Raw genomic sequence first — 14,104 nt, 5'->3', positions numbered from 1 at the left:
AGGGTTAACGCCCTCCGTGAGTTCGAATCTCACTTCCTCCGCCATCGAATTTAAGTCTGCTGATGTTTATCAGCAGATTTTCTCTTTTAAGAGAACAACAATTTAATAGACTTTCAACCCGGAGGAATGGCAGAGCGGTTGAATGCACCGGTCTTGAAAACCGGCGAGGGTTAACGCCCTCCGTGAGTTCGAATCTCACTTCCTCCGCCATATTTAACCTGTTGATTATTCAACAGGTTTTTTTATTTCTATTTGCAAAAAATCTGAAAAAAGAAACCGCTTACTATCATAGAAATAGTTTGAAATCCTTTTTCGCTTCCTTTAGTATAATTGCGATTTATTCTCAAAAACTAAAGTACAATTAATTGCGATGAAATTACTTTATATTATCTGCGGGTTTATCTGCATCGGGCTTGGGGCTATTGGTGCAGTTTTACCAGGGCTGCCTACTACACCTTTTTTACTCTTAGCCTTATTCTGTTTTACCAAAGGTTCAGAGAAAATGCACTTGTGGTTTATTCAAACCAAACTGTATAAAAAATATTTGCAAGAATATGATGAGAAACGGGCAATGACGATGAAGCAAAAAATCACAATTTTAGCAATTTCCTTTCCGTTTACGCTATTTGCCTTTTTAACCTTACCACATATTGGTGGGAAAATCGCTGTTGCAGTATTAGTGATTATTCAATATTGGTATTTCTTCTGCAAAATGAAAACCCTTCCTGCCGAGCCGATAAAGCCTTAATCCTCTTTCTTTCTTCTCGCCCTTGGGTGTGCAGAATCATAAATTTTGGCAAGATGTTGAAAATCCAAGTGAGTGTAAATTTGCGTAGTCGAAAGGCTACTGTGCCCCAATAATTCCTGAACTGCCCGTAAATCTCCACTCGCCTCCAACATATGCGTGGCGAAAGAGTGGCGTAATTTGTGTGGATGCAGATGACTTTCTAATCCCTGACGCTCGCCCCACTTTTTCATCGCTAACTGAATGGAGCGGTGCGACAACCGTCCCCCTCGCTTATTCAAAAATACCGCATTATCTTGTGGCTTAAATTGCGAACGAACCTCGAGCCAGCGATTCAGTGTATTTAACGCCTGCGAGCCAATCGGCACAATGCGTTCTTTACTGCCCTTACCTTGCACCCGAACCTCTTTTGCCGATAAATCCATATCGCCCAAATCCAGCCCTTGCAATTCTGACAACCGCAAGCCAGAACTGTACATCAACTCCATCATTGCAAGATCACGCAAATCGCTTGGCTTATCGCTTTCAATCGCAAGCAACTGCCCGACCTGCTCGGCATCAATATTTTTCGGTAAATGCTTGCCTACTTTCGGCGATTTCACACCTAAAGTCGGGTTTGCACTCATTCGCCCAACTTTAATCAGATAGACAAACCATTGCCGCAACGCCACCAACCGCAAGCCGATACTTTTCGCACTTAGCCCCTGTTTATGACTGTGGCTGAGCATCCAACGCACAGAGCTACTTTCCACTTCTTCCCAATGCTCAATCCCTGCCTGCGAAAACAACTCACTCACCGCTGCTAACTGGCGTTGATAATTGCTCAACGTATGTGGGCTGACCTGCTTTTCAATTTGCAGAAAATCCCAATAAGGCTGAGTTTGTTGGAAAAGGGGGTTATTGGTTTGCATAGGCTGGTTTACAAGCGGTAGGATTTTAACGAAATTTTGCAAATGGGCAGATAATCTGCCCATTCAGTGTATTTATCAGTAATTAAGCCAAACCTAATCGACCGATACGCACGCCGACATTACCAAGTGCCACAGGGCTTAAATATTCGCCTAAAAACTCAAATAACTCATCAATATCGGTAAAACTGCGATGAATTTTCACTTCATCTTCCACCTTGCGAGTAAACTCATATTGCACACTTTCCCCGTTAATATGTGCCTCAAGCGTAATATAAACAGTTTCAAAATAATGACTGATTGAACCCTCAAAGCCCGGATCGCTCACTCGCACATTCCAATGATTACTAAATAAAACTTCGGTTTTTACTGACATTGTGTTTTCCTTATTTTTATAAAATCTAGGGTATTTTAATCAAGCTAGGCAGAATTTACTAGCTTTGATTACGGAACATATTTATTCGACACTTCAAATAACCATTCCGCCAAATCATCGGGAATCGGCTTTACATCATTGGTTGAGAGTCGAGGAATGAGGGAAATAACATCACTTTCACACTCTTGATATTCCAACACTTGCCCGGTTTTCGCATTACGAACCACCAACTCAACGTGGGTAAAACCGGTAGTCGCTTGGGTTTCTTCGAAGAGATACCATTTACCGTTATGTGGAACCATAAGCTGTGTGCCGTTGGCGTATTGATGCAAATAGGCTTTATCAATATCTTGCTGATATTCTACCTCGCCCTGCCGCATAAAATTTAACGTAGGACCTTTCGAGGCAATCAAACTCAAATGCTGCTGTTTATTCGTAGTGCATTCAAATAAGGTAATAAGCGTCTCATTTGCCGAACTGAATGCACTACCCCCAAGTAAAGCAAATGAAATTAAATAACGTTTCATAGTAAATTTCCTTGTAAAAAAGACCGCTTGTAAGCCCTATTTTTATGGATACAACTTCATAAAATCATCCAACACCGTTTTGGCATCAGCTTTCTCTTTCTGAAAAAGTTGCTCCGCTTCTTCTTTGGTTTTACCCAGTTTTTTCAGCCAGTAGTCTGCTTTTTCAAATTCCTGCTGTTCGGTATAAATTTTCCACAGCAAAATCTGTTCCCATTCATTATATTTAACCGATTTTTTCAAGAAAGGGATGACTTTCGGGTTAGATTTAGCTAACTCCAGATCTTGGGTAATCACATAATAGAAATGAATTTGCGAACCAGCTTGTCCACGTTCGGCAAGGGGAAGCCAAATTTCCGCGGCCTGTTTCAAATCATTTTTCTGCAAGGCTTTTGCGGCACGGGCAAAGCCGTCTTCACTCGGGGCGAACGCAGTCACCTGTGCAGTAAAAAATAGCGAGAGCAAGAACAGTAATTTTATCATCTTTTTTCCTTGTGCAAATTTTGATACAAAATAGACCCCTTGCAAGCGGACTATTTTCAGGAAAATTTTACAAATTATTGTAATAGCGAAATATCCGCCACTTGCAGGAACAAGCCTTGTAGTGTGCTTAAAATCGCTAAGCGGTTTTGGCGGAGTTTTTGATCTTCGGCATTCACCATCACACCGTCAAAGAACGCATCGACCGGTTGGCGTAAGTTCGCCAATTTGTCTAACACCGCCGTGTAGTCGCCATTAGCAATCAGCGGTTGAACCTCGGTTCTTAACGCTAATACGCTTTCCGCCAACGCTTTTTCCGCCGGCTCAACGCAAGCGGTCAAATCGATTTCGCCAATCGCAATATCCGCTTTCGCTAAAATGTTGCTAACACGTTTGTTTGCTGAGGCTAGGGCTTCGGCACTGTCTAATTCACGGAAGTGCGACACCGCACGCACACGGGCATCAAAATCTGCTGGTTTGGTTGGACGGCGGGCAAGCACAGATTGAATTACATCCACTGCAATGCCTTCGCTTTCATACCACGCACGGAAACGACCGAGCATAAAATCAACCACTTCATCGACCACGTTTTTGTTGGTTAGCTTATCGCCGAAAAGTGCGGTCGATTTTGCCACGATTTCGGTTAAATCCAACGGCAGGTTTTTCTCCACAATAATACGCAGAGAACCTAATGCCGCACGGCGTAGAGCGAACGGGTCGGCACTGCCTTTTGGTGCTTGACCGATACCGAAAATCCCCGTGAGCGTGTCGAATTTATCCGCCAACGCCACCGAGCAAGCCACTAGGCTATTCGGCAAGTCGTCTCCGGCAAAACGTGGCATATATTGCTCGTTAAGTGCAACCGCCACTTCTTCATCTTCGCCGTCGTGACGGGCATAGTGCATACCCATTACACCTTGGGTGTCGGTAAATTCAAACACCATATTGGTCATCAGGTCGCATTTTGAGAGCAAGCCAGCACGTTTCGCTTTGGTTTGATCTGCACCGATTTGAGCAGCGATTTCGCCAGCTAAGGCTTCAATACGAGCCGTTTTGTCACGCAATGTGCCGAGCTGTTGTTGGAACAACACGGTTTCAAGGCGTGGAAGTTGGTCTTCTAACTTCTGTTTTAAGTCGGTTTTGAAGAAGAACTCCGCATCGGTCAAACGTGGGCGAACCACTTTTTCGTTACCTTCGATGATCTTGCTTGGATCGTCCGGGTTGATGTTCGATACAAAGATAAAGTGCGGTAACAATTTGCCGTCTTTTGAATAGATCGGGAAGTATTTTTGGTCGCCTTTCATCGTATAAACCAACGCTTCCGCAGGCACAGCTAAGAAACGCTCTTCAAATTTGGCGGTAAGTACGTTTGGATACTCAACAAGTGAAGTCACTTCATCAAGCAAGTCTTCTTCAATATCCGCCACGCCGCCCAAAGCGGTTGCTTTTTCTTGGGATTTTGCAAGGATCAACGCTTTACGCTCGTTGAAATCCGCCACCACAGAACCACGATCTTTCAGTAGTTGTGGATATTGATCGGCATTCTCAATAGTAAATTCACGTTCACCAAGGAAACGGTGTCCACGAATGGTGCGACCAATTTTCACCCCAAGGATCTCGCCTTCAATTAGATCAGCGCCAAATAAAAGGGTAACGGTATGCACAGGGCGGACGAACTGCTCGGTTTTATCGCCCCAACGCATTGTTTTCGGAATTGGCAAGTTCGCCAGCGATTTAGCGATAATATCGACCAACAGATTTTTGGTCGGCTGACCTTCAATCACCGCACGATGTACCAACCATTCGCCTTTGTCGGTCGCAATACGCTCGGCTTGCTCAACCGTGATTCCACAGCCTTTCGCCCAGCCTTCCGCCGCCTTAGTCGGCTTGCCTTCGGCATCAAACGCCGCCGACACTGCAGGACCACGCTTCTCGATTTCTTTGCTCGGTTGAGCGTCCGCCAAACCCAGCACCTTCACCGCCAAACGGCGAGGGGCAGCAAACCATTCGACTTTCTCGAAAGCAAGCCCTGCTTGGTTAAGCTCTTGTTCAACATTCTCCGCAAATGCGGTCGCTAATTTTTTGAGTGCCTTCGGTGGCAGCTCTTCTGTGCCGATCTCGGCAAGGAAGTTTTGTGTTGTCATTTTGTTTACTCTAATATCAATATTAATTTTTTGAAAAATACAATCTACACCCACAGGTACGGCATTGATGAACCATGATTTGGTTAAGTATCAGATTACCTTCTCTATCTCTCAATAGGGCTATTGAATTACTACCGCATTTACAACAAGTGACAGTCCCATTTTTAACTAATTCAGGATATTGAATTTTATAGGCTTCAAAATCTTTTCCTGTAATATCATTTAAGGCTTTGATCACGTAGTAACCACTAATTACTATGCCTCCTACTATCAACCAATCAAACATATATCCTCCATAAGTACGAAGTATAAGTGCAATATTCTAATTCAGCTCTCCGTTTTCACTTCTGCCAAATCTCTTCAATCACACTGTCAATCTCCGTCATCACTCGGTAATTATCAAACCGCAAAACCGTCAATCCTAACGATGCCAATTCCGCATCTCGGATTTTGTCATTCGCCTGATGTTCAGGTTCATAATGTTGGCTGCCGTCGAGTTCAATCACTAATTTTGCTTTCGGGCAGTAGAAATCGACAATATAACTTAACAGCGGTTTTTGCCGATAAAATCGAAAACCAAGCTGATCATTCCGCACTCGATACCACAACCGTTTTTCAGCTTCGGTCTGCGTATTTCGCAACGTTTGCGAATTGGGTTTAAGCGATTTCGCATAGGGTCTCATTTTGCAAAATTTCCGCTAAATTTCACCGCTTGTTAGCCAAAAATCCCTTCTAATTCAGCCAAATCCAACACCACTTTATCCCCTTCCAACAGCAACGCCGGAATACCGATGTAGCCGTTGGCTTTGGCGTTATCGAATGCGGGGTGGCGGTCACGCAGGCGTAAAAACGGTTTTAGGGTTGAGCCGCCTTTGGTGATGTCGCATTCGTCAAATTCCACGCCCAAGCGTTCTAATTCAGCTACAAAGGGGTCGGTGTCAGGGCACCAGTGGGCGAAGTATAAAATCGGTTTTGTCATTATTTTTTACAACCCGGGAACCCTAACGCTTCACGGCTTGCATAATACGCTTCCGCCACGCCTTTGGTTAAGGCACGAATGCGTAAGATGTAGCGTTGGCGTTCAGTTACCGAAATCGCTTTGCGTGCGTCTAGCAAGTTAAAGCTGTGAGCCGCTTTTAAAATGCGTTCGTACGCCGGTAATGGTAACGGTTTTTCTAAGCCTAACAGGTATTGCGCTTCTTTTTCGTACTGTTCGAAGCATTGGAACAGGAAATCCACATCGGCGTATTCGAAGTTGTAGGTGGATTGTTCTACTTCGTTTTGGTGGAACACGTCGCCGTAGGTGGTTTTGCCGAGTTCGCCGTCTGACCAAACAAGGTCATACACCGAATCGACGCCTTGAATATACATCGCCAAACGCTCTAAGCCGTAGGTAATTTCGCCTGTTACCGGCTTACATTCTAAGCCGCCGACTTGTTGGAAGTAGGTAAATTGGGTAACTTCCATACCGTTCAACCACACTTCCCAACCTAAACCCCACGCACCCAGTGTTGGGTTTTCCCAGTTGTCTTCCACGAAACGAATGTCGTTTTGGGTTGGGTCGAAACCGAGCATTTTCAGGCTCTCTAAATAGAGTTCTTGAATATTGTCCGGAGACGGTTTGATCACCACTTGGAATTGGTAGTAATGTTGCAAACGGTTCGGATTTTCTCCGTAGCGACCGTCTGTCGGGCGGCGGGACGGTTGCACATAGGCAAACGCCATCGGCTCAGGACCTAATGCACGCAAACAGGTCATCGGGTGCGAAGTACCCGCCCCCACTTCCATATCGAAAGGTTGAACCACAGTACAACCTTTGCTTGCCCAGTAATCTTGCAGGGCTAAAATCATTCCTTGGAAAGTTTTTACGTTAAATTTTTCGCTCATTACTATTTACTCTTTAATTTGAAAAACGGTAGAAAAATGCTGGTTATTATAGCCTGTAAGCGGTCATTTTTTGGGATTTTTTTGCAAAAATTTTATAAAAGCGGTTTTATGATGTAAATCAACACTTTTTTGCTCAATTTGTGTAAGATATAACCTAGTTTTCTCGTCTGATTTAAGTGTGGGGTTTATGATGAAATCATTATCGAAAATCGTTCTCTACCTATTGGGGTTACTCACGCCAATACTCTCTTTTGCCAGTCCAACAAGTTACACCACTGAAATTCTCCCCTTATTTGCCGATAAAAATTTAACGCAAAAAATCGGGCAGTTAGAAGCAGGAGCTGAAATTAAGCTAGTGCAAACAACGGCAAAAGCCTCCGAAATTGAGCTAAATTTATGGCGAAAAACTAAAGGCTTCGGGCGAATTTGGTATCACGATTTTGCTAAAAATATTACCGATGCTGTCTTTGAAAAATCTTTTATCAGCAATAACCCACCATTAGACATTTTGGCAGATAAAGAAGATCCGAACACAGGTTTAATCTGGCAGAAGGTAAAAATGAAAGTATGGGTAGAAAATTCAGAATTTACCCAAGATTTAACTGATTTCTGGGCAAACGCACAAAATACTTATAAAACGGAGTGTAGTGTTTGCCACAAACAGCGTGATACCAAAATGCACGATGCAAACGAATGGATTGCTGTATTTAACGGTATGGTTGGCTTTACTGATATGGACGAAGCCACACAAAAACAAGTACTTCGCTATCTTCAAATGAATGCTTCTGATGCAAATTCCACAAAATAGAGAGGAAAGATTATGCTACATTCTCGCCGTCAGTTTTTAAAAAATATGTCGATTATGGCTGGTGCATTTGCAATGCCGAATTTTCTTGTTCCTCGTGAAGCAAAAGCCAATAGTACACCCGTAAGTGATTGGAAAATCACAGGTTGTCAGTGGGGGGCTGTGCGTGCCAGAGTGGAAAATGGACGAGTAACTGAAATCAAGCCTTTCGAGTATGATAAACACCCGTCTGAAATGATTAACGGCATTAAAGATCTACTTTATAGCGAAGCTCGTGTACGTTATCCAATGGTGCGTGTGGATTGGTTTAAAAACCGCCAAAACAGCAATCGTACACAGCGTGGCGATAATCGCTTTGTGCGTGTGAGCTGGAAAGAAGCATTAGATTTATTCTATGAAGAGCTGGAACGTATTCAAAAAGATTACGGACCTTGGGCGTTGCATACGGCGAATGTGGGTTGGCGTTCTTCCGGGCAGTTCCATAGTTGTGGAAATCATATGATTAGAGCCATTGCGATGCACGGCTCAAGCGTTAGTTCGGTAGGTGATTACTCCACCGGTGCAGGGCAAACCATTCTGCCTTATGTGCTAGGCAGTACAGAGGTTTACTCGCAAGGGACATCTTGGGAAATTATCTTAAAAGAGACGGAAAATCTGATTTTCTGGGCAAGCGACCCGGTGAAAAATTTACAAGTGGGTTGGAACTGCGAAACCCACGAAGCCTATGGATATTTAGAGCAACTCAAACAAAAAGTAGCGGAGAAAAAAATCAATGTGATTTCTATTGATCCGGTTAAAAACAAAACTCAAAATTTCTTAGGTTGCGAGCAACTTTATGTTAATCCACAGACAGATATGCCGTTTATGCTGGCAATTGCTCACACTTTATATGAAGAAAATTTATACGATAAAGCTTTTCTTGATGTCTACACTTTAGGCTTTGAAAAATTTGTGCCTTATTTATTGGGCGAAACAGAAGATAAAATCGAAAAAACACCTGAATGGGCTGCTCCAATTTGTGGTATTTCTGCGAATAAAATCCGTGAATTTGCCCGTATGCTGGCAGGAAAACGTACACAGCTGATTTTCGGCTGGGCAATTCAACGCCAACAACACGGCGAGCAGCCTTATTGGATGGGAGCAGTACTGGCAGCAATGTTAGGACAAATCGGCTTGCCGGGCGGTGGAATTAGTTATGCTCATCACTATAGCTCGATTGGTGTTTCCAGCTCCGGTGCAGCAACGCCCGGTTCTTTCCCGTCTAACCTAGATGAAGATCAAAAACCAAAATACGGCAATAAAAATTATAACGGTTACAGTGAGGTTATTCCTGTTGCTCGTGCCACAGACTCTTTACTACACGCAGGTGAAACCATTGATTACAATGGCAAAAAAATTGTTTACGCCCCTTATAAAATGGCAATTTTCACAGGTTGCAACCAATGGAGCAGACAATCTGATCTCAACAAAATGAAAAAGGCATTCCAACAACTCGAAACGGTGGTTACTATCAACTACAGTTGGACGGCAACTTGCCGCTTTGCCGATATTGTGTTGCCTGCTTGTACGCCATTTGAGCGAAACGACATTGATACCTACGGCTCATACAGCAATAGAGGTATTATTGCGATGCAAAAACTGGTTGAGCCGATGTATGAATCTCGCCCTGATTTTGAGATTTTCAAAGATTTATGCAGCCGTTATGGCGAAGGAAAGGCAGAGGAATATTGCCAAAACCTTGATGAAAAAGGCTGGCTAAACCGCTTATATACCGAATGTCGCCGAGCTAATCGAGGCAAATTTGAAATGCCAAAAACCTTCGATGAATTTTGGCAAGCAGGCTTTGTGCTGTTCCCCGAAGGTAAAGCTTGGGTTCGGCACAAAGACTTCCGAGAAGATCCTGAACTACACGCATTAGGCACACCATCGGGTTTTATTGAAATTTACAGCACTAAAATTGCCAAATATGGCTATGATGACTGCAAAGGACACCCAATGTGGTTCGAAAAAGCAGAACGCTCACACGGCGGACCGAAATCGGATCAATATCCTTTCTGGTTACAATCGTGCCACCCCGACAAACGTTTGCATTCACAGCTTTGTGAATCAAAAAGTTTACGTGAAACTTACAGCGTACAGGGCAGAGAACCATTTTATATGAACCCGCAAGATGCAGAAAAATTAGGCATTAAAGACGGTGATTTAGTGCGAGTTTTTAATGAGCGAGGGCAAGTTTTGGTGGGAGCGGTACTGTCAGACAACTTCCCCACCGGCGTGGTTCGATTACAAGAAGGGGCTTGGTATTCACCTGTTGATGAAACCATCGGTGCATTAGACACCTACGGCAGCCCAAACACGCTCACTCTGGATATTGGCTCATCTAAACTCTCTCAAGCAACTTGTGTAAGCACCTGCCTAGTGAATGTAGAAAAATGGCAAGGCGAAGCCCCAGTACCGAACGGTTTTAGCGGAGCGATTGAGGTAGAGCGTTTATGATGCCATTAGCAAAAGAAGAAAAGCTACTACTGCTGCAATGGTTGCGTAATCTACTCGCACGAGAACTCTCAAACGAGCAGTTACAAGCCTTACAAGCGGTCGAATTTCAACAATTTTTTGCATTTCTGGCTGAAATTGGCTTTGCCCCCCAAAGCAAAGCCTTAGCGGAGGAAATTCAAAAGCTCGGCTTATTTGAAAATCCACGTTTAGAATTAGCTGCTGATTTCGCCCAATGCTTTTTGCTTGAAGGTAGATCCTCAGCTCTACCCTATGCTTCTGCTTATTTAACTGATCCTACTCTCTCCGAAAATTTAGCGAAAATGGATCATTATTTAGATCGCTTCAAACTCCAACTCAACCGAGAAACCAACGAACCTAGCGATCATCTTGTAGTGTATTTGGAAGTTTTGATCCAACTTATTGAGCAAAACAAGCACCAAGAAGCGAGCGATTTCATCAAAAATCAACTGCTGACTTGGCTACCGCAGCTGGAAGAAAAAACGGAAAAGACGAACATCACAACAAGGTTTTACCCGATTTTGGTTCGTTTTTTGTTGGATGTTTTAAGATAACAAAATTCCCTCAAAGCTTATCTCTGAGGGAATTTCTTACTGTATTTGATCGAAGTAATCAAACAAACGTCCTGAATTTTCTTTGGTGCGTTTTTCGATTTTTTCGACTTCTTTTTGTGCCGCTTCACGGTTTACAGGCTTACCTACTTGGATAATTCCACTCATATTCATTGTACGATGTGGCGGGCAATAGTAAACATAAACGCCTTCGTGGGTAAGCGTAAGGGTAAATTTTTCATCTTCTTTAGAAAGAAATTTTTCCGCCCCTTCCGGAATCGCACGGCTTTCCACCCAATGCCCTTTGTCGGTTGGGATAAAAGTTATTGTATCACCCACTTCTGCTTTCAAATAACCCGGTTCAAATACCATACCGCCTTCTGCATTATTATCTAGCATTTTGATTTCGTGATGAGCGGCGAATGTTGAAACCGAAAAAAACGCAAGCGATAAAAATGCCAACTGCCCTAACTTAGTTTGCTTAACCATATATCTCTCCTATGTTTTCAAACAAGCCTGTCTAGCACTTTAATCCAGCCGAAAAGTATTTGCAAATTTTTCCTCAAATATAACCGCTTGCATAAAAATAAGGGGCAAATTACTTTGCCCCGATGTTTATTCAATCAAAATGAATTATTTTTTCTTCGCGTATTTGAGTGAGTCAATTGCTACCGCTAAGATGATAATGCCACCTTTGATGATGTATTGCCAGTAAGGGTTTACACCGATGTAGGTTAAACCATAGTTAATTACGGTGAAGATAAGCACCCCGGTTACTACGCCGATGATTGTACCCACACCACCTGCAAATGATACGCCACCTACTACGCAAGCTGCGATTGCATCCATTTCATACATAAAGCCTAAGTTGTTGGTTGCACTACCGATACGACCTGCTTCTAACATACCGCCGAATGCGTAGAAGATGCCTGAAAGCATATAAATACCCATTAAGTTAAGCGGTACGTTTACACCAGAAACGCGTGCTGCTTCCGGGTTTCCACCAATTGCAAATACGTTTTTACCGAAACGGGTTTTATTCCATAACGTCCACATAATAATGGTGGCGATCACAGCATAAATAGTGATGTAGGAGAGCCTAAAGTCGCCAAAGCGGAAGAAACCTTGTGCAAAACTTGAGAAGTCATCGCTAAAACCTGCAATTGGCGATGAGCCTACGGCATCGTAGTAAAGCGAGTTAATCCCATAAACAATAATCATCGTCCCCATTGTGGCAATAAACGGTGTTACGTTGAGATAAGCTACCACAAAACCATTAAATAAACCGATAAGTCCACCAATCACACAAACCGTTAAAACTACAACAGGAATTGGAATTTCGGATAAGTTCGGGAAAACTTTGTTCATATTTTCCATTGATTGTAACAAAGTGGCTGAGATTACCGCCGCCAAGCCAACTTGGCGACCGGCGGATAAGTCTGTACCCTGTGTTACAATCAAGCCTGCAACACCTAGTGCAATGATAAGACGCACAGAAGATTGCGATAAAATGTTACTGAAGTTACGCAAGCTCAAGAAACTTGGGTCTTGCACAATAATCACAATAAGTAAGATTAATAATACGAAGTAAATCGCATTTTGTTTAAAAAAATCGAGTGTTCTATTTTGTTGTAAAGCAGACATACTTCACTCCTTGTCTATAAATATTTTGCTGCGAGTTGCAAGATTTCTTCTTGCGAGGTGTTGGCAGTTTCAACAATGCCCGCCACTTTACCGTTACTCATCACTAAAATCCGGTCTGTTACCCCTAGTAATTCGGGCATTTCCGATGAGATCATAATGATCCCTTTATCTTTATTTGCTAACTCTAAAATCAGCTGATAAATTTCAAATTTTGCCCCAATATCAATACCACGAGTGGGTTCATCAAGCATCAGAATTTCAGGTTGGGTTAAGAGCCAACGCCCGATAATCACTTTTTGTTGGTTACCGCCGGAAAGTGAGCCGATATGTGTTTGATGCGATGGAGTTTTTACATTCATCGAATCAATTACCCATTGGGTGTCGCTTTTCATTTTTTTATTGCTCAGCAAACCGAATTTTCCTAGATAAGACTTCATATTTGAAATCAATGAGTTAAACTCAATACTTAGGTTTGCATAAATCCCCGTTGAGCGACGTTCTTCTGTTACGAGAGCAAAGCCGTTATTAATCGCATCAAATGCGTTACGGTTATTGATTTCTTTGCCGTTTAAGGTAATTTTACCGCTTGCTTTATCTCGCACACCGAAAATGGTTTCAACAATATCAGTACGCTTTGCCCCAACTAAGCCTGCAATACCTAAAATTTCCCCTCTGCGTAAGCTGAAGCTAACATCTTGGATAGAAGGTTGATTTTTTGCCGTTAAATTCTCTACTTCAAGAATTACTTCTTTTGGTAAATTGGTTTTTTCCGGGAAACGTTGAGTTAGCTCACGCCCTACCATCATTGAAACCACTTGATCCATTGAAGTATCTTTAATAGCAACGGTATTTACCCATTTACCGTCTCGCAAAATGGTAATTTCATCACAAATTTTAAAAATTTCGTCCATTTTGTGAGAAATATAGATAATGCCACAGCCTCTGTCTTTCAGTTTTTGAATAATTTTAAACAGATGCTCAACTTCTTTTTCTGAAAGCGAAGAAGTCGGCTCATCCATAATCACAATTTTGGCGTTGTAAGAGAAAGCTTTAGCAATCTCGATCATCTGCATTTGTGATACAGACAATTTCGCCACTTTCTCACGTGGATCAACATCAATATCTAATTCATCAAAAATCGCTTTAGTATCACGATACATTTTGTCGTGATCCACAAAAGGACCTTTTAACGGATAACGTCCTAACCATAGGTTATCCATTACAGTTACTTGTTTTACCAGGTTCAACTCTTGGTGAACCATTGAAATCCCATTTTCTAATGCCTCTTTTGAGGTTTTAAAATTCACCGGTTTGCCGAGAAAAAGAATCTCGCCTTCATCTTTGGCATAGATCCCAAAGAGACATTTTAGCAAGGTTGATTTCCCTGCCCCATTTTCACCCATTAAGGCGTGAACACTATGGGATTTTACCGTTAAGTTAGCTCGGTCTAACGCTTTCACACCCGGAAACGACTTGCTAACGTTCGTCATTGTGAGTAGTACTTCGCCTGTCATATCTCACCCTGT

General features: G+C 42.7%; 16 protein-coding genes and 1 tRNA gene. 5 read left to right on the top strand and 12 right to left on the bottom strand.

What is annotated here, in order from left to right:
• Nucleotides 1-120: 120 nt before the first annotated feature.
• Nucleotides 121-210 (top strand) — tRNA-Ser (locus ACJHV0_RS00905).
• 160 nt (nucleotides 211-370) lie between these two features.
• Entirely contained in the window at nucleotides 371-748 is a 378-nt protein-coding gene (locus tag ACJHV0_RS00900; RefSeq protein ID WP_025236868.1) for a YbaN family protein, read from the top strand.
• Here the strand turns inward: ACJHV0_RS00900 and xerC are convergent.
• From xerC to glyQ, 9 genes are all read right to left on the bottom strand, one after another.
• The gene (gene xerC, locus ACJHV0_RS00895; protein WP_483133109.1) at nucleotides 745-1,656 is read right to left on the bottom strand and encodes a tyrosine recombinase XerC; all 912 of its coding nucleotides are present in this window, start codon (nucleotides 1,654-1,656) and stop codon (nucleotides 745-747) included. The two genes, ACJHV0_RS00900 and xerC, sit on opposite strands and share 4 nt — an antisense overlap.
• An 82-nt stretch (nucleotides 1,657-1,738) precedes the next feature.
• Nucleotides 1,739-2,029, bottom strand: coding sequence for a DUF5377 family protein (locus ACJHV0_RS00890; RefSeq protein WP_334256449.1), 291 nt, complete (start codon nucleotides 2,027-2,029; stop codon nucleotides 1,739-1,741).
• Between the two features lie 68 nt (nucleotides 2,030-2,097).
• Complete coding sequence (locus tag ACJHV0_RS00885) at nucleotides 2,098-2,556, bottom strand: hypothetical protein (protein WP_483133107.1); 459 nt, start codon at nucleotides 2,554-2,556, stop codon at nucleotides 2,098-2,100.
• 42 nt (nucleotides 2,557-2,598) lie between these two features.
• A complete protein-coding gene (locus ACJHV0_RS00880) occupies nucleotides 2,599-3,036 on the bottom strand; it encodes a hypothetical protein (protein WP_483133106.1) in 438 nt (145 codons plus the stop codon).
• Nucleotides 3,037-3,110: 74 nt separating this feature from the next.
• Nucleotides 3,111-5,177, bottom strand: a complete 2,067-nt coding sequence (gene glyS, locus ACJHV0_RS00875; protein WP_483133105.1) for a glycine--tRNA ligase subunit beta — start codon at nucleotides 5,175-5,177, stop codon at nucleotides 3,111-3,113.
• A 22-nt stretch (nucleotides 5,178-5,199) separates the two neighbouring features.
• Nucleotides 5,200-5,463 carry a hypothetical protein gene (locus ACJHV0_RS00870; protein ID WP_483133104.1) on the bottom strand — a complete coding sequence of 88 codons (264 nt, stop codon included), beginning with the start codon at nucleotides 5,461-5,463 and terminating at the stop codon, nucleotides 5,200-5,202.
• Between the two features lie 55 nt (nucleotides 5,464-5,518).
• Nucleotides 5,519-5,860: an endonuclease domain-containing protein gene (locus ACJHV0_RS00865; RefSeq protein WP_483133103.1), complete on the bottom strand. Its 342-nt coding sequence runs from the start codon at nucleotides 5,858-5,860 to the stop codon at nucleotides 5,519-5,521.
• Nucleotides 5,861-5,892: 32 nt separating this feature from the next.
• Nucleotides 5,893-6,156, bottom strand: a complete 264-nt coding sequence (locus tag ACJHV0_RS00860) for a hypothetical protein (protein WP_483133102.1) — start codon at nucleotides 6,154-6,156, stop codon at nucleotides 5,893-5,895.
• On the bottom strand, nucleotides 6,156-7,064 hold the full coding sequence (glyQ, locus tag ACJHV0_RS00855; protein ID WP_025236878.1) for a glycine--tRNA ligase subunit alpha: 909 nt from the start codon (nucleotides 7,062-7,064) through the stop codon (nucleotides 6,156-6,158). Before glyQ ends, ACJHV0_RS00860 begins: the two co-directional genes overlap by 1 nt.
• A gap of 190 nt (nucleotides 7,065-7,254) precedes the next feature.
• Between glyQ and ACJHV0_RS00850 the strand changes: the two genes are divergently transcribed.
• Genes ACJHV0_RS00850 through torD form a run of 3 tightly spaced genes read left to right on the top strand, consistent with a single transcriptional unit; the run spans nucleotide 7,255 to nucleotide 10,937 of the window.
• Nucleotides 7,255-7,872, top strand: a complete 618-nt coding sequence (locus tag ACJHV0_RS00850) for a pentahemic C cytochrome (RefSeq protein WP_483133108.1) — start codon at nucleotides 7,255-7,257, stop codon at nucleotides 7,870-7,872.
• 12 nt (nucleotides 7,873-7,884) lie between these two features.
• Nucleotides 7,885-10,365, top strand: a complete 2,481-nt coding sequence (gene torA / locus ACJHV0_RS00845; protein ID WP_483133101.1) for a trimethylamine-N-oxide reductase TorA — start codon at nucleotides 7,885-7,887, stop codon at nucleotides 10,363-10,365.
• Nucleotides 10,362-10,937, top strand: coding sequence for a molecular chaperone TorD (torD, locus tag ACJHV0_RS00840; RefSeq protein WP_483133100.1), 576 nt, complete (start codon nucleotides 10,362-10,364; stop codon nucleotides 10,935-10,937). Before torA ends, torD begins: the two co-directional genes overlap by 4 nt.
• A 36-nt stretch (nucleotides 10,938-10,973) precedes the next feature.
• Here the strand turns inward: torD and ACJHV0_RS00835 are convergent, their stop codons facing one another.
• The 3 genes from ACJHV0_RS00835 to mglA all read right to left on the bottom strand — a co-directional run bounded on the left by ACJHV0_RS00835 (nucleotide 10,974) and on the right by mglA (nucleotide 14,092).
• Entirely contained in the window at nucleotides 10,974-11,423 is a 450-nt protein-coding gene (locus ACJHV0_RS00835) for a pseudoazurin (protein ID WP_283386725.1), read from the bottom strand.
• A gap of 144 nt (nucleotides 11,424-11,567) precedes the next feature.
• Nucleotides 11,568-12,578, bottom strand: coding sequence for a galactose/methyl galactoside ABC transporter permease MglC (mglC, locus tag ACJHV0_RS00830; RefSeq protein ID WP_025236882.1), 1,011 nt, complete (start codon nucleotides 12,576-12,578; stop codon nucleotides 11,568-11,570).
• Between the two features lie 14 nt (nucleotides 12,579-12,592).
• Nucleotides 12,593-14,092, bottom strand: a complete 1,500-nt coding sequence (mglA, locus tag ACJHV0_RS00825; protein ID WP_025236883.1) for a galactose/methyl galactoside ABC transporter ATP-binding protein MglA — start codon at nucleotides 14,090-14,092, stop codon at nucleotides 12,593-12,595.
• Nucleotides 14,093-14,104 lie beyond the last annotated feature (12 nt).

This window comes from Mannheimia sp., from assembly GCF_056854775.1.
The sequence above is the reverse complement of the archived record's forward strand: the minus strand, read 5'-3'. Positions and strand labels throughout refer to the sequence as shown.